This is a genomic window from Mariniluteicoccus flavus (assembly GCF_054776655.1).
This window is the reverse complement of record NZ_BAAHBN010000001.1, coordinates 380,202-398,398: the sequence shown is the minus strand read 5'-3', so window position 1 is coordinate 398,398 and position 18,197 is coordinate 380,202. Positions and strand designations below refer to the sequence as shown.

At 70.7% G+C, this 18,197-nt stretch carries 16 protein-coding genes; 8 read left to right on the top strand and 8 right to left on the bottom strand.

Annotation, left to right across the window (positions count from 1 at the left end; genetic code table 11):
* The first annotated feature begins 34 nt into the window (after positions 1 to 34).
* A complete protein-coding gene (locus ACYVAG_RS01990; RefSeq protein ID WP_460765784.1) occupies positions 35 to 1,333 on the top strand; it encodes an MFS transporter in 1,299 nt (432 codons plus the stop codon).
* Positions 1,330 to 2,112: a siderophore-interacting protein gene (locus ACYVAG_RS01985; protein ID WP_460765781.1), complete on the top strand. Its 783-nt coding sequence runs from the start codon at positions 1,330 to 1,332 to the stop codon at positions 2,110 to 2,112. The genes ACYVAG_RS01990 and ACYVAG_RS01985 overlap by 4 nt, the downstream gene beginning before the upstream one ends.
* A 6-nt stretch (positions 2,113 to 2,118) precedes the next feature.
* Here the strand turns inward: ACYVAG_RS01985 and ACYVAG_RS01980 are convergent, their stop codons facing one another.
* Both ACYVAG_RS01980 and ACYVAG_RS01975 read right to left on the bottom strand, forming a co-directional pair.
* Positions 2,119 to 2,745: a biliverdin-producing heme oxygenase gene (locus ACYVAG_RS01980; RefSeq protein ID WP_460765778.1), complete on the bottom strand. Its 627-nt coding sequence runs from the start codon at positions 2,743 to 2,745 to the stop codon at positions 2,119 to 2,121.
* A gap of 82 nt (positions 2,746 to 2,827) precedes the next feature.
* Positions 2,828 to 3,541, bottom strand: coding sequence for a type 1 glutamine amidotransferase (locus ACYVAG_RS01975; protein ID WP_460765776.1), 714 nt, complete (start codon positions 3,539 to 3,541; stop codon positions 2,828 to 2,830).
* A 92-nt stretch (positions 3,542 to 3,633) separates the two neighbouring features.
* Here ACYVAG_RS01975 and ACYVAG_RS01970 point away from each other — a divergent pair, with 92 nt between their 5' ends.
* Entirely contained in the window at positions 3,634 to 4,563 is a 930-nt protein-coding gene (locus ACYVAG_RS01970) for a tetratricopeptide repeat protein (RefSeq protein WP_460765773.1), read from the top strand.
* Complete coding sequence (locus tag ACYVAG_RS01965; protein WP_460765770.1) at positions 4,560 to 6,011, top strand: hypothetical protein; 1,452 nt, start codon at positions 4,560 to 4,562, stop codon at positions 6,009 to 6,011. The genes ACYVAG_RS01970 and ACYVAG_RS01965 overlap by 4 nt, the downstream gene beginning before the upstream one ends.
* Before the next feature lie 216 nt (positions 6,012 to 6,227).
* On the opposite strand, the gene ACYVAG_RS01960 is transcribed toward ACYVAG_RS01965, so the two are convergent.
* Positions 6,228 to 8,450, bottom strand: a complete 2,223-nt coding sequence (locus ACYVAG_RS01960; protein ID WP_460765768.1) for an NADP-dependent isocitrate dehydrogenase — start codon at positions 8,448 to 8,450, stop codon at positions 6,228 to 6,230.
* A 169-nt stretch (positions 8,451 to 8,619) separates the two neighbouring features.
* Here ACYVAG_RS01960 and ACYVAG_RS01955 point away from each other — a divergent pair, with 169 nt between their 5' ends.
* On the top strand, positions 8,620 to 9,363 hold the full coding sequence (locus tag ACYVAG_RS01955; protein WP_460765765.1) for a CDP-alcohol phosphatidyltransferase family protein: 744 nt from the start codon (positions 8,620 to 8,622) through the stop codon (positions 9,361 to 9,363).
* On the opposite strand, the gene ACYVAG_RS01950 is transcribed toward ACYVAG_RS01955, so the two are convergent.
* A complete protein-coding gene (locus ACYVAG_RS01950) occupies positions 9,302 to 10,216 on the bottom strand; it encodes a hypothetical protein (protein WP_460765762.1) in 915 nt (304 codons plus the stop codon). The genes ACYVAG_RS01955 and ACYVAG_RS01950 overlap by 62 nt on opposite strands.
* A 106-nt stretch (positions 10,217 to 10,322) precedes the next feature.
* Here ACYVAG_RS01950 and ACYVAG_RS01945 point away from each other — a divergent pair, with 106 nt between their 5' ends.
* Positions 10,323 to 11,549, top strand: coding sequence for a hypothetical protein (locus tag ACYVAG_RS01945; RefSeq protein WP_460765759.1), 1,227 nt, complete (start codon positions 10,323 to 10,325; stop codon positions 11,547 to 11,549).
* Between the two features lie 51 nt (positions 11,550 to 11,600).
* Here the strand turns inward: ACYVAG_RS01945 and zupT are convergent, their stop codons facing one another.
* Genes zupT through ACYVAG_RS01930 form a run of 3 tightly spaced genes read right to left on the bottom strand, consistent with a single transcriptional unit; the run spans position 11,601 to position 14,379 of the window.
* Complete coding sequence (zupT, locus tag ACYVAG_RS01940; RefSeq protein WP_460765756.1) at positions 11,601 to 12,380, bottom strand: zinc transporter ZupT; 780 nt, start codon at positions 12,378 to 12,380, stop codon at positions 11,601 to 11,603.
* A complete protein-coding gene (locus tag ACYVAG_RS01935; RefSeq protein WP_460765753.1) occupies positions 12,377 to 13,063 on the bottom strand; it encodes a YigZ family protein in 687 nt (228 codons plus the stop codon). Before ACYVAG_RS01935 ends, zupT begins: the two co-directional genes overlap by 4 nt.
* Positions 13,064 to 13,080: 17 nt before the next feature.
* On the bottom strand, positions 13,081 to 14,379 hold the full coding sequence (locus ACYVAG_RS01930; RefSeq protein ID WP_460765750.1) for a hypothetical protein: 1,299 nt from the start codon (positions 14,377 to 14,379) through the stop codon (positions 13,081 to 13,083).
* A gap of 113 nt (positions 14,380 to 14,492) precedes the next feature.
* On the opposite strand from ACYVAG_RS01930, the gene ACYVAG_RS01925 reads away from it, so the two are divergent.
* Positions 14,493 to 15,839, top strand: a complete 1,347-nt coding sequence (locus ACYVAG_RS01925; RefSeq protein ID WP_460765747.1) for an MFS transporter — start codon at positions 14,493 to 14,495, stop codon at positions 15,837 to 15,839.
* A gap of 66 nt (positions 15,840 to 15,905) precedes the next feature.
* On the opposite strand, the gene fumC is transcribed toward ACYVAG_RS01925, so the two are convergent.
* A complete protein-coding gene (fumC, locus tag ACYVAG_RS01920) occupies positions 15,906 to 17,327 on the bottom strand; it encodes a class II fumarate hydratase (RefSeq protein ID WP_460765744.1) in 1,422 nt (473 codons plus the stop codon).
* A gap of 54 nt (positions 17,328 to 17,381) precedes the next feature.
* On the opposite strand from fumC, the gene yaaA reads away from it, so the two are divergent.
* Positions 17,382 to 18,164, top strand: a complete 783-nt coding sequence (gene yaaA, locus ACYVAG_RS01915) for a peroxide stress protein YaaA (RefSeq protein WP_460765741.1) — start codon at positions 17,382 to 17,384, stop codon at positions 18,162 to 18,164.
* Positions 18,165 to 18,197: the final 33 nt, after the last annotated feature.

Here is an 18,197-nt window from a genome sequence, read left to right as displayed (position 1 = left end):
TAAGGCATGCCTAACTTCAACGAGGGAGCCTTCAGTGACCGATGTCGTCCTGCGCCCCGGCAACCCACCGGCCGCGCCGCCCTCCCCGAGCGATCCCCGTTCCGCCCGCCGGGTCCTGCCCCTGGTCACCTCGCTCTACGTCACGCAATACCTGGGCGTGGGCTTCATCTACGTCGGTCTCACCGCCATGCTGCGGTCGAAGGGCGTCGCGCTCGAGAGCCTCGCGGCAGTCAGCCTCGCCGGCATCATGTGGGCGCTCAAGCCGCTGTGGGCCCCGCTGATCGACCGCTTCGGCCGCACGCGACACGGGCACTACCGCACCTGGCTCCTCGGCCTCCAGCCCCTGTTGGCGCTGGCGGGCCTCGCGCTCATCGCCATCCCGTCGCCCGAACGCCACCTGGGCCTGCTCGGCGCGGTCATCGCCGTCTACACCTTCGTCAGCGCCACGCAGGACATCGCGGCCGACGGACTCACCGCCCGCGCGGTCGACGACGCCACGCGTCCGCTCGCCAACGGCATCGCCAACGCCGCCCAGTGGCTGGGCAACGTGCTGGGCGGCGGGCTCATCGTCCTCGTCTACGACTCCTTCGGCTGGGTCCCGGCGATGGTCACCCTCACCGCCCTATCGCTGCTGCCCCTGCCGCTGGTCCTGCGCCACCGCGAGGCTCGCGCGTCGGCACAGGCGGCCCGGCTGGGGACCGCGTACGCCGCCCTCGCCCGCGTCTTCCGCCAGCCCGGCGGGGCCATGTGGGGCTTCCTCGTCATGCCGCTGTTCCTGGGCGGCGCGACCGCGGCGTACGGGCTGCTCAGCCCGGCGCTGACCGACGCGGGCTGGTCGCTGGGTCGGTTGGGCTGGGTGCTCGGCATGTATCTCGCTGCCCCCGCCGCCCTCGCCTCGCTCGCCGTCGGCCCCTGCATCGCACGCTTCGGCCGCACCGCCTGCGTCGCGGTGACCGGCGCGCTCACCGTGGTCGCGACGCTCGGCCTGCTTCCGCTCGCCGGCGGGTCGGCGCCGCTGGTCGCCACTGTCGCGGTCCTGAGCGTCTATGTGGCCGCGATGGCGGCGGCGTCCACCGTCGTCTACACCGTCAACATGTCCATGGCCCGTGCCGGTTCCGAGGCCACCGACTTCACCACGCTGGCGGCGGTCGCGATGGTCGCGAGCTATCTGCTGGGGGCGGCGCTGTTGTACGCGGCCGGCTCGCTCGGCTATCCCACGGTCGTCGCCATCTGCGCCGCGCTCGCCCTGGTCGGCACCGTCGCTGCCGCGCTGCACACGCGCCGGACCGCCACCGCCGCGACAGCCGGAACGACGCAGGAGCAGCCCGCATGAGCAACATCAGCGTCACCCACGCCGACAGCGGCGTCATGCGGGCCGAGGTCGTCCGTTCGGTGCGCCTGTCGCCGCACCTCCAGCGCGTCACCGTGCGCGGTGCCGACCTCGCACGCCTGCACTGGCGCGGTTTCGACCAGTGGGTACGCCTGGCCCTGCCGGCGAACGACCCGTCCGACCTCGACCGCCTCCCCGCTCGCGTGACGACCGGCTCCTACCTGCGCCTGCAGGCCATCCCGGCCCACCGACGCCCGACGATCCGCAGTTACACGCTGCGGGCCTGGCGGCCGGAGGCCAACGAGCTCGACCTCGACTTCGTCGTCCACGGCACCGAGGGCGTGGCCGGCCCGTGGGCGCTCGCGACCAGGCCCGGCGACGCCGTCGCGCTCATCGACCAGGGCTGCGGCTGGGCGTTCCCGACCGCGGGCTGGTCGCTGCTGGCCGCCGACGAGACCGGGCTCCCGGCCGTGGCCGGCATCCTGCGCGACCTGCCGCGCGACGCCCGTGGCGTGGCGCTGGTCGAGGTCACCGACGAGGCCGACGCGCAGGAGGTCGAACCGCCCGAGGGGTTCCGCGTCGTCTGGCTGGTGCGTGCACCCGCCGAGGCGCCCGGCGCGCGCGTCCTCGCCGAGCTCGCGACCCTGGACCTGGCGGCCGACGACCATCACGCGTTCGCCGTGGGGGAGTCGGGACTGGCTACGGGCGTCCGCCGCCACCTGGTCCGTGAGCGCGGCTGGGCCAAGGGTGACGTGACGTTCTGCGGCTATTGGAAGCGGTGAGCGGAATCAGCGCGCCAGGTCGGCGAACACGGCCTGGTTGAGCTCGAACGCGGTGACGGCCTCGGCCACCAGCCGGTCGCGATCGGCGTCCGACAGGTCGAGCCCGTCCAGCGCCGCCCGGTAGGAATCCTTGTAGGGCTTGGATTTCCCGAGCTCGCCGAAGTCATAGAACGTGACCGCCTCGGTCACCCCGTAGTGCCGCCCCATCATCGTCGCCACCACCTGCCCGCCCGACAGGTCGCCGAGATAGCGGACATAGTGATGGGCCACGAGCGCCACCGCGTCGGCCTCGCCGAGCCGCGCCGCGTACGCCGCCGTCGCCGGGAGCGCCTCGACCGAGCCGGGGTCCAGCCCCAGCGCCCGCAGGTCGGCCTCCAGCCGCTCGACGCGCTCGAGCCGCGCGTCGGCCAGCGGCGCCACCACGGGGTCGGCCGCGTGGGCCCGTACGCCCGCCTCCAGCGCGCGATAGACGTGCAGCAGCTGCCCGGTCAGGGCGGCGTACGCCTCCACCGATCCCCGGCCCGACATCAGGTCGGTCATGAAGGGGGAGTGCTCGGCGGCCTCGTGGGCCGCGTTGGTGGCGGTACGCAGGGCGTCGCTGAGGGGCTGGGAGGTGCGTGGCTCGGCCGTCATGACCCCAGCATCGCGCATCACCGGGCCTCCGCCGCGGTCCGATCGGACCGTTGTCACGGAGCGTCCGCCCGCGGGGCGCCCGTCACGCCTGGTTGTCACGCACCTGCTGGGCGAAGCCCTCGGCGATCGTGCGGCAGGAGCGGGCCAGTTCCTCGTCGACCTGCCGCATGCGGTCCAGCATTGTCGTCGACTTCCCGCCGTTTCGGCGCTGCCACCAGTGCTGCATCAGCTCGGGCGACGCCTCGGGGTGGAACTGCACCCCGAGCGCGGAGCCGATCCGGAACGCCTGATTGCCGTACGCGTCGGTGCGCGCCAGCTCGACGGCACCCTCGGGCAGTCTCGTCACCGCGTCGTGGTGCGACATCGGGACCGGCCCGTCGCCGAGCGCGACCATGCCGCCCAGCACGGGGTCGTCGGCGGCGCCGTCGAGCCACTGCAGCCGGTACGCCCCCTCCTCGGGTCCGCGCGGGTCCCCCACGGTCACCTCGCCGCCGAGGGCGTCGGCGAGGAGCTGGTGGCCGAGGCAGATCCCGAGCACCGGCACCCCCATGTCGTACGCGTCCGCCATCGCGTCCTTGACACGGGCGAGCCAGGGGTGGGTGGCCTCGTCGAGCGCGTTCATGCGGCCGCCGAGCACCAGCAGCCCGTCGCCCATGGTCTCGAGGTTGGGCACGTCCTTGGAGGCCAGCTCGATGACGGTCATGCGCAGGCCCTCTTCGACCAACCACTCCTCGAAACGGTCGAGGGGCACGTCATTCTCGGGCTGCAGGACGGTGATTCGGGGTTTCTTGGCCACCGGAGCAGCGTAGTGGAACCGCAGCCATGAACTTTCCATGAATCTGCGCGTCACAATCGTCCGCGGACCCGTTGGCCGCCTAGCCTTCGGCCATGGGAGAGCACCGGATGGTCGTGGAGCAGGCCTGGCGCATGTTCCAGGCCGGCGAGCGTGATCGCGCCTATCAGGTCGCCGACGAGGTCCTCGCCCTCGACCCGTTCGACTACCGGGCGAGCGAGCTGCGCCTCGCGCAACTCCTCGACCACGGCGCGTACGCCGAGGCGCGCCGCCTGTGCCTTCAGTTGCAGGCCGCGAACCCGGTCTCGGGTTGGCTGTGGGAGCGGCGCTGCGAGATCGCGGCGGGGCTCGAGAAGGGCGACGAACTCGTGGAGGCGGGCCAGGCGTGGCTCCGGTCCGAACCCGACGAACCGCGCGCCCACCTCGAGATCGCCCACGGACACACCCTGTCGGGCGATGACGGCGCTGCCCGCCGCGCACTGGAGGACGCGATCGAGGCCCTGCCCGGGGAGGCCGACCTCCACGTGGCGCTCGGCGACTGGCACGTCGACCACGACGACCACGCGAGCGCGCGCCGCGCCTATCGCGAGGCCCTCGAGCTCGAACCCGGCCTCGAGGTCTCCCACGCCCCGCGCGTCTTCGACGGCTATCTCGACCTGACGCTGCGCACGCTGCTCACCTGCATGGTCGCCGCGCTGGCCATCGCCGTCCCGGCCCGGCTCGGACTGGGCGGCCTGTGGGGCGGACTGGTGGCGATCGGGCTGGTCGGGGCTGCGTTCTGGGCCCACCGCGAATGGTTCGGCCGCATGCGGGCCGAGGTTCCCGAGGACCACCTGAGGTCGTTCGCCGAGCGTCACCGCCTCCTGGTCGGAGCCGACGTCGGGGCGCTGGTCGCCGGAGTGATCGCCGTGGTCCTCGCGTTCGTGACCGACCTCGCCGCCCAGCAGGTCGGCGTCGCGCTCGTGCTCGCTGCGCTCGCCATCGGGGCGGGAGTGGGCCTGCTCCGGCGGAACCCGCGCCCGTGATCAGCAACACCCTGCTGGTCGTCGACCCGGGCACGGTCTTCCACGCCCTCGGCCGCAACATCGCCCTCGAGGTGTGCCGCGTCCAGAAGGACACCCAGCACAACCCGCTCCTGGTCGAGGAGTTCTTCGCCGACCCGCCCAAGCGGTGGGAGGCGCGCTACGACAACGCCTACCCCAACGTCGTCTACGACCCGCGCGACTTCATGTTCAAGATGTGGTGGACGGTCTTCGTGACCGACCCGTGCGCGGTGACCACGCCGCTGGCGGATCGGCCGACGACCCCCTATCGGGCGGAGCACGGGCGGCGGGCCGCCCTCGCGTACGCCGAGTCCACCGACGGCATCGTGTGGACCAAACCTGAGCTCGGGCTCGTGGATTTCGAGGGCAGCACCGCCAACAACCTGGTGATGCCGATCTCCCACGGCGGCGGGGTCACGCTCGACGTGGACGACCCCGACCCGAACCGGCGCTACAAGCTGTTGACGCGCCTGGACTGGGGCCCTGACAACCACATCCTGGCGGTGGCGTTCTCCCACGACGGCATCCACTGGACCGAGCCCCGCCGTCTCGCGGGGTTCAACCCCGACGCCGACACCCACAACTTCGTGTTCCGCGACCCGCTGACGCGCCGCTATGTCCTGGTCACGCGGGTGTGGCGCGACGGCGTACGCGTCAGCGCGGTCTCGTTCAGCGACGACTTCACGTCGTGGACCGACCCGGTCGAGATGATGCGCGGCGGCGGCCCAGCCAACCAGATCTATTCGATGCCGGTGTTCCGCTATCACCAGCACTATGTCGGGCTGGCCTCGATGATCCACGAGGGCGATCGTGACGCCGACGACCACGACCTCGTCGACGCGGTGTTGACGATCGCGTGGGATCTCGACTCGTGGGAGTTCGTCCAGGGGTTCACGCCGGTGATCGAGCGCGGGACGGGCAGCTATCCCGACGGGGAGTGGGACTGCGGCTGCGTGTATGCCTCAGCTCCGCCGATCGAGCGTGACGGGAAGCTCTGGTTCTATTGGATGGGCGGCAACGGCCCCCACGGCGCCTTCCGGGAGACCTCGCTCGGTCGGGGCTGGCTGGAGGTCGACAAGCTCGGCTTCTACGCGCAGCGCGACCCGTCGCGCCCAGGCACCGTCGCGCTCGGCCCCCACAGCGTCCCGGCCACCATCGACGCGAAGCCGATCGAGATCCTCGTGGACGTCCCCGAGGGCGGGTCGATCACCTATGAACTGTGGTCGGACCGCCAACGCCAGCCCATCGAGAACCTCGGCGCCGACGCCTGCCGACCCATCACCGCCTCGGGATGGCAGCGCATCGACTTCCCCGACAAGCCGTGGCGGGCCGAGAACCCGCTGGCGGTCATCATCGTCTGCCACCTGACGGGTGGGGCGAAGATCTACGCGATCCGCGGCGGCCTGCAGCCGCGACGCATCGGCAACTGAGACAGCGGTGCGGGTACGCGGCCCCGCTCGGTGTCCACGCTCTCCGAGCGAGGCGGGTATGCGGCCCCGCTCGGCGTGAACGTTCTCCGAGCGAGGCGGGTATGCGGCCCCGCTCGGCGTGAACGTTCTCCGAGCGAGGCGGGTATGCGGCCCCGCTCGGCGTGAACGTTCTCCGAGCGAGGCCGCTTGCGGCCGAGTCGAGGAGCCGCCCTCAGCTCACTTCTTCAGCGCGTCGATCACCTTGTTGAACGACTCCGACGGGCGCATCACGGCGAACGCCTTGGCGTCGTCGGGGCGGAAGTAGCCCCCGATGTCGGTCGCGCTTCCCTGGGCGGCGATCAGCTCGGCGTCGATCGCGTCCTGGTTGCCCTTCAGCTCATCGGCGACCGGGCCGAAGACCTGCGCGAGCTTGGCGTCCTCGGTCTGCTTCGCGAGCTCCTGGGCCCAGAAGTTCGCCAGCCAGAAGTGGCTGCCACGGTTGTCGATCTGGCCCAGCTTGCGGGCCGGCGACTTCCCCTCGTTCAGCAGGCGCTCGGTCGCCGCGTCGAGGGCGTCGGCGAGGACGCCGGCGCGCGCGTTCGACTCGACCTCGGCGAAGTGGCGCAACGACTCGGCCAGCGCGAGGAACTCGCCCAGGGAGTCCCAGCGCAGGTAGTTCTCCTGCTGGAGCTGCTGGACGTGCTTGGGCGCGGAGCCGCCGGCGCCGGTCTCGAAGAGGCCGCCGCCGTTCATCAGCGGGACGACCGACAGCATCTTCGCCGACGTGCCGAGCTCGAGGATCGGGAACAGGTCGGTGTTGTAGTCGCGCAGCACGTTGCCGGTCACCGAGATGGTGTCCTCGCCGCGGCGGATGCGCTCGATCGACTTCTTCGTCGCGTCGGCGGGCGCCATGATCTCGATCGAGAGGCCCTCGGTGTCGTGCTCGCCCAGGTAGTCCTTCACCTTCGCGATGAGGTTGCGGTCGTGGGCCCGGTTCTCGTCGAGCCAGAAGATCGCTGGGGTTTCGGAGGCGCGTGCGCGCGTCACGGCGAGCTTCACCCAGTCGCGGATCGGGGCGTCCTTGGTCTGGCAGGCGCGCCAGATGTCGCCGGCCTCGACCTTGTGCTCCATCAGGACGTCGCCGGCGGCGTTGACGACCTGCACGGTGCCGTCGGCGGGGATCTCGAACGTCTTGTCGTGGGAGCCGTACTCCTCGGCCTTCTGGGCCATCAGGCCCACGTTCGGCACCGAACCCATCGTCGACGGGTCGTACGCCCCGTTGGCCCGGCAGTCGTCGAGCACGACCTGGTAGATGCCGGCATACGACGAATCGGGCAGCACCGCGAGGGTGTCGGCCTCCTGGCCGTCCGGGCCCCACATGTGGCCGGACTGGCGGATCATGGCCGGCATGGAGGCGTCGACGATGACGTCGGAGGGGACGTGGAGGTTGGTGATGCCCTTGTCGGAGTTGACCATCGCGAGCTCGGGGCCGTCGGCCAGGCCCTTGTCGATGGCGGCCTTCACGTCGTCGCGGACGTCGGCGTCGAGCTTCTCGAGGCCGCCCAGGATCGCCGCAAGGCCGTTGTTGGCCGACAGGTCGGCGGCGGCCAGCGCGTCGGCGTGCTTGGCGAACACGTCGGGGAAGAAGGCCTTCACGACGTGGCCGAAGATGATCGGGTCGGAGACCTTCATCATGGTCGCCTTGAGGTGGACCGAGAACAGCACGCCCTCGGACTTGGCCCGGGCGATCGCGTCGGCGAGGAACGCGTCGAGCGCCTTCGCCGACATGAAGGTCGCGTCGACGACCTCACCGGCGAGGACCGGCAGCTTCTCCTTCAACACCGTGGTCTGGCCGTCGGACCCGACGAGCTGGATCTTCAGGGTGTCGTCGGACTCGAGCACGACCGACTGCTCGTTCGAGGCGAAGTCGTCGTGGCCCATCGTGGCGACATTCGTCTTCGAGTCGGCGGTCCACGCGCCCATCGAATGGGGGTGGGACTTCGCGAAGTTCTTCACCGCGAGGGGCGCGCGGCGGTCGGAGTTGCCCTCGCGGAGGACGGGGTTCACGGCCGAGCCCTTGACCGAGTCGTAGCGCGCCTGCACGTCGCGCTCCTCGTCGTTGTCGGGCGACGCCGGATAGTCAGGCAGGTCGAAGCCCTGGGCCTGCAGCTCGGCGATGGCCGCGCGCAGCTGGGGGACCGACGCCGAGATGTTCGGCAGCTTGATGATGTTGGCCTCGGGCTTCTTGGCGAGCTCGCCGAGCTCGGCCAGGGCGTCCGCGGTCTTCTGTTCGGCGGGCAGCCGATCGGCGAAGGCGGCCAGGATGCGACCCGCCAGCGAGATGTCACGCGTCTCGACCTCGACACCGGCCTGCGAGGTGAAGGCCTCGATGACCGGGAGGAGGGAATACGTCGCCATCAACGGCGCTTCGTCGGTCTTGGTGTAGATGATCTTGGCCATGTGCGGGCGGCTCCTGGTTCGTGTCCGGGGACGGTGCTGCGTACCCATGGAATCTATCCGATGCCACCGACAGGCCGCGTCCGCGTGGGCTACTCGTCGGTCACGTCGGCGTCCCGCGGCTGCGCGCCGATGTGGCGTACGCGCCCCCGGGTGCGAAGATGGTGCGGTTATGTCGAACCCCACCAGCCATTCCCTCGGCCACGTCGTCCGCGCGTGGCTCGTCCACGCCTTCACCATGACCGGCATCGCCTGGGCCTCCCTGGCCGCCATCGCGCTGGTGCGCGGCGACGTGCTGGCCATGTGGGGATGGCTCGGCGTGGCCCTTGTGGTCGACGGACTCGACGGGACCTTCGCGCGCCGCGCGGAGGTGAAGAAATATGTGCCCTGGTTCGACGGTTCGGTCCTCGACCTGATCGTCGACTACCTCACGTGGACGTTCATCCCGGCGCTGTTCATGTATCTCCACGTGCCCTTCGGCCCCGGCCCGATGCCGCTGATCATGATGATCACGATCTGTGCGACGTCGATGTTCTGCTACTGCAACACCGGAATGAAGTCCTCCGACAACTATTTCGTCGGGTTCCCGGCGGCCTGGAACATCGTCGCGGTCTATTTCTGGATCCTCCAGACCGGTCCGGTCTTCAACGTCGTGGCGTCGATCGTGCTCGCCGCGCTGACGCTGGCGCCCATCGTCTTCCTCCACCCGTTCCGCGTGCGCCATCTCATGCCGGTGAACCTCGTCGCGGTGGGGGCCTGGTTCGCGGCCACCGTGGCGCTCGTGGTGATGCACCCCGTCAAGCCCCTGTGGATCCTGGCCGTGTGGTGGCTCGGGATGGGGTGGTGCGCCGGGATCAGTGTGTGGCGGACGCTGCGCGGGCGACAGGCGCGGTCGTCTCGACCAGTTGACGCCTGATGCGGCGATCGCGCGAGATCTTCCAGGCCTCGAGCGCCACACCGCCGATGACCAGTCCGGCGATCACGACCGCCACGTAGGGCGGGTAGTGCTTGCCGTGGAACCAGAAATAGACATACGGCAGGCAGAAGGTCACTGAGGTGACGACGATCCCGGCAGCCCGAACGAGGAACCGTTTCGCCGTGACCATCGCGATCACGCCCCACGTGTAGGGGAGGGCGGTGACGATGTCGATCGTCCACAGCATCACCAGACTGCCGTGGAACTGCTTCACGAACGACACGGGCAGCGCGCGCAGCGCGGAATAGAGCAGCACCACCACGTAGGCGATCACGGTGGGATTCTTGACGGCGCGCTCGAACCAGTGATGGCGCACGAAGTCGACCCCGCCGGCGTCGAGCGCGTTGACGACACGGCGGGGCAGGCGTACGGCGTCGAGGCCCTCGAGCGCACGGCGCAGGAAACCCTGGTGACGCGGATCGTGGGCCCACGCCTCCACCACCGTGTTGGGATTGAGCGCGATCGGCACCATGCCGGCGCGCTCGGCGCCGACGACGTGGACGAGCCCCTCCCCGAACAGCTGGTCGAGCTCGACGCGTCGCTCGGGCGTGACGTGGGTGAGCCACAGCACGCACCCGTCGGTCAGCGCGGTCTCGAGCAGGTGGCCCAGCACGCTGACGTCGCCCTCGACGAGCTCCCCCAGGTGGCGCATCGCGAGCTCCGGGACCTCGCGTACGTGGTGGGGTCGCAGGTCGGACTCGCGATTCGTGCGGGCCACGGCGAGGACGGTCTCGGGGTCGAGCGCGAACTGGTGGGCGGTCTGCAGCCCTGCCACCCCGGTCGCTCCGAACATTCGACCAGCGTACAGGGGAGGAGGGAACCTTCCGGCGCTCTGGGGATGCCGAAGCCCCCTCGGTCTCCCTACGGTGAAAGCACCTCGCCCGATCAGGAGACTCATCATGGCCCGCATCACCCGCAAGTCCCTCGCCATCGCCGCAGCCTTCGCCGTCATCGGCGCCCCCGCCGCGGCGGTGCCGTTCGCGATGACGGCCGATGCGGCGACCCAGGGGTCGACCGCCTACAAGAACCTGACGAACGAGCAGAAGGCCAACGCGAAGAAGATCATCGCGACCGCCCAGAAGCACAGGATGAGCAAGCGGGCGATGGAGATCGCGATCGCCACCGCGCTGCAGGAGTCGATGCTCAAGAACCTCGACTACGGCGATCGTGACTCGGTCGGCCTCTTCCAGCAGCGTCCCAGCATGGGCTGGGGCTCGGTCGCCCAGTGCCGCAACCCCGAGCTCGCCACCGAGGCGTTCTTCGGCGTCGCGAAGCACACGAACAACCCGGGCCTGACGGACATCAAGGGGTGGGAGAAGATGCCCCTCACCGTCGCCGCCCAGAGGGTGCAGCGGTCCGGGTTCCCGGACGCGTACGCGAAGTGGGAGACGCTCGCCAAGGAGATCGTGGCGAAGAACACCGCCGCCTCGACCCCGAAGCCGATGACCCCGGGACCGACGAAGACGCCCACGAAGAAGCCGACGGCCACGAAGTCGCCGACGAAGTCTCCGACGGCCACGAAGTCGCCGACGAAGTCTCCGACGGGCAAGCCCTCGCAGACGCCGACGGGCAAGCCGACCGGCAAGCCCACGAAGACGCCCACCGGCAAGCCCACGGTGACGCCCACCGGCAAGCCCACGGTGAAGCCCACCGGCAAGCCCACGGTGAAGCCCACCGGCAAGCCGAGCTCCACGCCGACCAGGTCGCCCGGCACCCCGAAGGCGACCACGCCGGCCCCCCTGCCCACCGAGACGATCGAACCCACCGAGACCCCACTCCCCACCGAGGAGCCCACCACGGAGCCCGCACCCACCACGGAGCCCGCACCCACGACCGAGCCCGCACCCACGACCGAGCCCGCACCCACGACCGAGCCGGAGCCCACGACCGAGCCGGAGCCCACCCGGCCCCCCGCCGATCCCCAGTCGGGCGAGTCACCCGGTGACGAGGTCGTTCCCCTCCCCGCCGAGGACAACGGCGCCTACGATCCCAAGGCCGACTACGACACGAAGGGCGGGCTCGCCGACACGGGCGCCCCAGTTCCGCCGGCCCTGATCGGTGCCGGCCTCGCCTCGGCGCTCGCCGGCACGGTGCTGCTGGTCCGCCGCGGACCCCGCCGCCGCTGAGTCCCGCGTACGCCGACGCCCGTCCCCGGATCGGGGGCGGGCGTCGCCGCGTCACCCGGCGAGCTGCAGGCTCACGGCCATGACGAGCATGCCGAGCACGACGGCGCGTACGACCACGTCGTGGTTGCCGTGTTCGCGCGCGGTCGGCAACAGCTCGTCGAACGAGATGTGGACCATGATCCCGGCGACGGCGGCGTACGCGGCCCCCAGCAGCGCGTCCCCCATGAACGGGCCGAGGACCACCGCCGCGGCGAGCGCACCGACGGGCTCGGCGAGCCCCGACGCGAGGGCCCACCCCACGGCCTTCGCGCGACTACCGGTGGCGTGGAGGATGGGGACGGCCACGGCGATGCCCTCAGGAATGTTGTGGATGGCGATGGCGACGCCGATGGGGATGCCGAAGCGGGGATCGTGCAGCGTGGACAGGAACGTCGCGAAACCTTCAGGGAAGTTGTGGAGGCCGATGACGATCGCGGTGAGCACGCCGGTCCTCATCAACGCGGTCCTGGGGCGGCCGGCGCGTTCCTGCGGCTCGGACGACTCCGCCACCCCGTGGTGGGGGAGGAGGCGGTCGAGGGCCGCGACGACCACGATGCCCGCGAGGAAACAGAGGATCGCCATCCAGCCGCCCAGCGGGCCCGAGCGGGTCAGGACCACAGCCCGCGGCATCATCTCGACCAGCGACACATAGAGCATGACGCCCACGGAGAATCCGAGGCTGGCGGCCAGGAACCTGGCCCGCGTCGATCCGCGCCAGAGGGCCGCGAGACCGCCGAGCCCGGTGCAGAGTCCTGCGATGGTGGTGACGGCGAACGCCAGAGTGAGGTTCATCGGAGCGTCCGATCCACCCACGCGGTGCCCTGGGCGTCCGGCCGGCCGCCTGCGGTGATGGCGGCGAGCCGGGCGTACGCCTCCGTGAGCTCCGCGTCGGTGTCGGGGACGGCCAGGCGCAGCGTCACCACCCCGGCGTACGCGGTGTCGTGGACGACGAAGCCCTCGTCGCGGATGGCGGACTCGATGCGCGCGGCGTCGGCGTGGTCGAGCTCGAGGGCGAGGATGCGCAGGCGTTCGCGCGAGACCAGTCGCGCTCCGTCGAGGGCGGCGGACACGGCATCGGAATAGGCGCGCACGAGGCCGCCCGCGCCCAGCTTGATGCCGCCGAACCAGCGCACCACCACGGCGCAGACGTCGGTCAGGTCGGCCACGTCGCCGCGCGTGCGCCGCAGCGTCAGCGCCTCCAGCATCGGGACGCCTGCGGTGCCGGCCGGCTCCCCGTCGTCGGACGAACGCTGCACGTCACGGTCGGGACCGAGCACGAAGGCGGAGCAGTGATGGCGGGCGTCGTGATGGGTGCGTCGCAGCTCGGCGACGAACGCGCGGGCGCCCTCCTCGTCGTCGACACGGAGCAGGTGGGCCACGAAGCGCGAGCGCTTGATCTCCAGCTCGGCGACGTGGGGCGAGTCGGCATACGCGGCCGCCAGCGTGGTGCAGCGTGTCGCGCGCGTCTCGGCCATGCGCGTCACCGTAGCGGTCAGCGGCCCTCGCCGTCGCAGACCTGGCGCGTCGCGACGGGACCGCCGAACTCCTGACCACCGAAGATGTTCTTCTTCACGTAGTCGTAGTAGGGAGTCTTCTTCGCGTCCGCGTACGGGTTCTCGGCCGCGCAGCGCGCCACGTAGTAGCCCACGGCGTCGGCGAACGCCTCGGTCTCGGTGGAGCCGTAGTCGGTCGGTTTGCCGTTGGCCTGCCAGACGCCGTGGAACCGCTGCCAATAGGCCGGCTCGCCGCCGCGGTCGGCGTTCAGCGAGTGGGCCATCTCGTGGACGATGAGGCGCACGAGCCGGCCGCGGTCACCCTCGTTGTAGCCGTTGAGGAACTTGGTGAAGTCGAGCGTGAGTACGCCGGCCCGCGTCAGCCCGTAGTCGCCCCAGGCCCAGGACCTCGTCGAGCCCGAGTTGATCTCGAGGCGTCCGCCGTTGCCGGCCTTCACGCGGTCCAGGTAGTCGGTGCAGTCGACCGCGTCCATGGTCTCGGAGAAGATCTTGACGATCGGGCGATAGCGCTCGTCGCGCCACTGCGCACCGGCGAGTTGGAAGCTCCACTGGCGCTGCATGCGGTCGACGTGGGCGGACAGCGAGCCGGTCGCGGGGAAGGGCAGGTCCACCGAGCAGGGCTGGGGGATGCCGGTGACCGGGCGGGGCGCCTGGGGCGCGGGCAGCATCGGGGCGGGTGCGGGCGGCTGGACCAGGGGAGCCGCCGGGGCCTCGACGGTGGGCTGGGGCGTCGGGGCGGGCTCGGGCGTGGAGGTGATGAGCGGGAGCGCCGGCGGCGCGACCGCCGCGGTGGCGGTGCCGGCGGCGTTGCCGAACACGCCGATGGCGGCGGGAATGCCGGCCACCATGACTGCCGCGGCGGCGGTCACGACGGTCAGGCGCGGACGCCAGAGGCCGCGGTTGCGCGGAGGAGTGGGGGCGTCGGGGACGGGGGCGTACGGGTCGGTGGCCCAGACATCGGCCCACACGGAGTCGGTGGCGGGGGACCAGGCGTACGCGTCTTCACGTTCTCCGAGCGAGCGCCAGCGAGACGAGGAGTCCTCCTCCTCCAGGAATCCCAGCCCCCGCGCCGGAACGGGATCGCCGTCATCGTCGGCGTACTGGTCGTCCGCGTACAGATCATCCGCGTACTGGTCGTCGTCGTACAGGTCTTCGTCGCCCTCGTCCGCGTACCCGAGTCCGCGTCGGGGCGCGTCGTCGTCGTCGACGAAACCGAACGAACGACGCGGCGGGGCCTCGTCATTCGCAGGCGCGGCGCGGCGGGGGGTGTCGAACATGGGGGACTCTCACAGCGGGGGTGGCGAACGCTCGTCATCCTACGACCCGATGGACGTGGAGAAAACATGTGCAAGTGACGCTAAAGTGAACCTGTCACCACGAAAGGACGACGATGTCGACCACCGATCCCGCTGTTGTCGAGCCGCAGACGCTGACCCGCTCCGAGCGTCTCGACCGGCTGCCGTTCACCCGCGCCCACCGCAACCTGCTGGTCGGGTCGGGCATCGGCTGGGCCCTCGACGCCATGGACGTCGGCCTCATCTCGTTCGTCATGGCCGCGCTCGCCAAGGAATGGAAGCTGGACCAGCAGACGCTGGGTTGGATCGGGTCGATCGGCTTCGTCGGCATGGCGATCGGCGCGTCCGTCGGTGGCCTCCTCGCCGACAAGATCGGCCGCCGGCAGGTGTTCGCGCTGACCCTGCTCGTCTATGGGCTGGCGACCGGCGCCTCCGCCCTCGCCGGCACGGTCGCGGTCCTCATGGCGCTCCGGTTCCTGGTGGGCCTCGGCCTGGGCGCCGAGTTGCCCGTCGCGTCGACCCTCGTGTCGGAGTTCGCGCCGCGCCACATCCGCGGCCGCGTCGTGGTGGCGCTGGAGGCGTTCTGGGCACTGGGCTGGATCCTGGCGGCGCTGCTCGGCTATTTCCTGATCCCGAACGTGCCGAACGGGTGGCGCTGGGCGCTGGCGGTCGGTCTCGTCCCCACGCTGTACGCAGCGGTGGTCCGCTTCGGCCTGCCCGAGTCCGTACGCTTCCTCGAGTCGCGCGACCGTGACACGGAGGCCGAGGCCGCGGTGCGCAAGTTCGAGGAGTCGGCCGGCGTGGCCGCGGTTCCGTCGCCCCCGTCGGCGGCCGCCCCGGCCGAGCGGGCCCCGTCGATCTGGTCGCGAGCGCTCCGCGCGCGGACGGGGGCCCTGTGGGTGGTCTGGTTCTGCATCAACCTCAGCTACTACGGCGCGTTCATCTGGCTGCCGACGCTGCTGGTGAAGGAGGGCTTCTCCCTGGTGAAGTCGTTCGAATACACGCTGATCATCACGCTGGCCCAGCTGCCGGGGTACGCGGTGTCTGCCTACCTGATCGAGAAGTGGGGCCGCCGCCCGACCCTCGCGTCGTTCATGGTCGGCTCGGCGATCTCCGCCGGCCTGCTCGGCCTGGCACACACGCCGGCGACGATCATCGCGGCCGGCTGCGCGCTGTCGTTCTTCAACCTGGGGGCGTGGGGAGCGCTGTACGCGGTGGGCCCGGAGCTCTATCCGACCGCCACGCGCGGCACGGGCACGGGCGCGGCGGCGGCGTTCGGGCGCATCGCGTCGATGATCGCGCCGTCGCTGGTGCCGCTGCTGATCACCTGGGGCGGCGGTACGAACTGGCTGGTGTTCACGGTCTTCGCGGTGGCGTTCGCCATCGGGGCGGTGGCTGCGTACACGCTTCCGGAGCGGCGGGACACGGCTCTGGAGGAGTGACGCGAGCGCGCCGACTTCTGCTCTTGGGACGCGCGCGAGGCCGATCGCATCGCGGAGCGACGCAACTTACGACGGGTGGGTCATGTCCATCGGCACGACCCAGCGGTCGAAGTCCTCGCCCGAGAGTTTGCCCGAGGCCACCGCCGCCTCGCGCAACGTCGTGCCCTCCTTGTGCGCCTTCTTCGCGATCGCGGCTGCGGCGTCATAGCCGATGTGGCGGTTGAGCGCCGTCACGAGCATGAGGTTCTGCTCGAGGTTCGCGGCGATCTTCGCCCGGTTCGGCTCGATGCCGACGGCGCAGTGCTCAGTGAAGGACCGACACCCGTCGGCCAGCAGTCGGATGGACTCCAGCGCCGCGTGGGCCATCACCGGCTTGAACACGTTGAGCTGGAAGTTGCCCTGCGACCCAGCGAACGCCACGGTCGCGTCGTTGCCGAACACGCGCGCGGCAACCATGGTCAGGGCCTCGCACTGGGTCGGGTTCACCTTGCCCGGCATGATCGAGCTGCCGGGCTCGTTCTCGGGGATCAGCAACTCGCCGATGCCGTTGCGCGGGCCGGACGCGAGCCAGCGTACGTCGTTGGCGATCTTGAGGCAGGCCCCCGCCAGCGTACGCAGGGCCGCGCTGACCTGCACCAGCGCGTCGTGGGCCGACAGGGCCGCGAACAGGTTGTCGGCCTGGGTGAAGTCGAGGCCGGTGATCGCCGAGATCTTCTTCGCCGCAAGGGATCCGAAGTCGGGATGGGCGTTCAGGCCGGTGCCGACCGCGGTGCCGCCGATGGCCAACGCGCGCGCCCGCTCGTCGGCCAGGCGTACGCCGTCGAGGGCGAAGTCGAGTTGGGCGACCCAGCCGCCGATCTCCTGTCCCAGCGTGATCGGGGTGGCGTCCTGCAGGTGCGTACGCCCGACCTTGACGACGTCGGCGAACTCCTTCGTCTTGTCCGCAAGGGTTTCCCGCAACTCGGTCACCGCGGGGACCAAGGTCTCGACGACCTCGCAGGCGATCGCGATGTGCATCGCGGTGGGGAACGTGTCGTTGCTCGACTGGCCGCGATTGACGTGGTCGTTGGGATGCACGGGATCCTTGCTGCCCATCGTGCCGCCCGCCAGTTCGATCGCGCGGTTCGAGATGACCTCGTTCGCGTTCATGTTCGACTGGGTTCCCGACCCGGTCTGGAACACCACCAACGGGAAGTGGTCGTCGAGGTCGCCCGCGATGACCTCGTCGGCGGCGCGGACCACGAGATCGGCGACGTCGGCGGGCAGTTGGTCGAGTTCGGCGTTGGCCTGCGCGGCGGCCTTCTTCAGCACGCCCAGGGCCCGCACCATCGGCCGCCCCCACACGAACGTGTCGCGCCCGATGTCGAAGTTGCCGAGGCTGCGCTGGGTCTGCGCGCCCCAATAGCGGTCGGCGGCGACGTCGATCTCGCCCATGCTGTCGCGCTCGGTGCGGGTCTGGCCCGCCGTCTGGTCGGCCTGCGAAGTCATGCCCCCACCGTACGCGGGGCGCCGCGCCGCACCGGTCGGCGGTAGCCTGCGCACATGCTCGCCCTGCTCTCCCCGGCCAAGTCGCTCGACCTCACGACCAAGCCGCCCACGCGTACGCACACCCAGCCGCGCCTGCTTGACGAGGCCGCGGAGCTGATCGACGTCATGCGTACGCGCACCGCCGACGAGGTCGCCGACCTGATGGACGTGTCGGAGGAGATCGCCGAGCTCAACCTGCAGCGCTATCGGGACTTCGCCGTGCCGTTCACGCCGAAGAACGCGCGGCCCGCGGTGTTCACGTTCGACGGCGACGTCTATCGCGGCATGGACCCGCGCGGCCGCTTCGACACCCGGGACCTGACCGAGGCCCAGAAGACGGTCCGCATCCTGTCCGGCCTCTATGGCCTGCTCCGCCCGCTCGACCTGATGCAGGCGTACCGGTTGGAGATGGGCACCGGCCTGGTGACCGACCGCGGCCGATCCCTGTACGCGTGGTGGGGCGATCGCATCACGTCGCTCGTCCGCGACGACCTCGACGCATCGCCGGGGGCTCGCGTGCTGGTGAACCTCGCCTCCGACGAGTACGCGCGGGCGGTTGACCTCGATGCGCTTGACGCGACCGTGGTGGCTCCCCGGTTCGAGGACCAGGGGCCGAAGGGCGACTGGAAGGTCATCTCGTTCAGCGCCAAGCGCGCCCGCGGGGAGATGGCGGCGTGGCTGGTGAAGCACCGCGTACGCTCGGCCGCGAAGCTGAAGGACTTCGACTTCGGCGGCTACACGTACGCGGAATCGCACTCCAGCAAGGAGATGCCGGTGTTCCGGAGGTCGCGGGGCTGACCCCTGGGTCGTCGAGGGGTGGTGCCCGCGTAG

What these genes read in the sequence shown, in the direction of transcription:
- ACYVAG_RS01985 (WP_460765781.1), top strand. Translation starts at nt 1,330, where the DNA reads ATGAGCAACATCAGCGTCACCCACGCCGACAGCGGCGTCATGCGGGCC.
- ACYVAG_RS01980 (WP_460765778.1), bottom strand. Translation starts at nt 2,745, where the DNA reads ATGACGGCCGAGCCACGCACCTCCCAGCCCCTCAGCGACGCCCTGCGT.
- ACYVAG_RS01970 (WP_460765773.1), top strand. Translation starts at nt 3,634, where the DNA reads ATGGGAGAGCACCGGATGGTCGTGGAGCAGGCCTGGCGCATGTTCCAG.
- ACYVAG_RS01960 (WP_460765768.1), bottom strand. Translation starts at nt 8,450, where the DNA reads ATGGCCAAGATCATCTACACCAAGACCGACGAAGCGCCGTTGATGGCG.
- ACYVAG_RS01955 (WP_460765765.1), top strand. Translation starts at nt 8,620, where the DNA reads ATGTCGAACCCCACCAGCCATTCCCTCGGCCACGTCGTCCGCGCGTGG.
- ACYVAG_RS01950 (WP_460765762.1), bottom strand. Translation starts at nt 10,216, where the DNA reads ATGTTCGGAGCGACCGGGGTGGCAGGGCTGCAGACCGCCCACCAGTTC.
- ACYVAG_RS01945 (WP_460765759.1), top strand. Translation starts at nt 10,323, where the DNA reads ATGGCCCGCATCACCCGCAAGTCCCTCGCCATCGCCGCAGCCTTCGCC.
- zupT (WP_460765756.1), bottom strand. Translation starts at nt 12,380, where the DNA reads ATGAACCTCACTCTGGCGTTCGCCGTCACCACCATCGCAGGACTCTGC.
- ACYVAG_RS01935 (WP_460765753.1), bottom strand. Translation starts at nt 13,063, where the DNA reads ATGGCCGAGACGCGCGCGACACGCTGCACCACGCTGGCGGCCGCGTAT.
- ACYVAG_RS01930 (WP_460765750.1), bottom strand. Translation starts at nt 14,379, where the DNA reads ATGTTCGACACCCCCCGCCGCGCCGCGCCTGCGAATGACGAGGCCCCG.
- ACYVAG_RS01925 (WP_460765747.1), top strand. Translation starts at nt 14,493, where the DNA reads ATGTCGACCACCGATCCCGCTGTTGTCGAGCCGCAGACGCTGACCCGC.
- fumC (WP_460765744.1), bottom strand. Translation starts at nt 17,327, where the DNA reads ATGACTTCGCAGGCCGACCAGACGGCGGGCCAGACCCGCACCGAGCGC.
- yaaA (WP_460765741.1), top strand. Translation starts at nt 17,382, where the DNA reads ATGCTCGCCCTGCTCTCCCCGGCCAAGTCGCTCGACCTCACGACCAAG.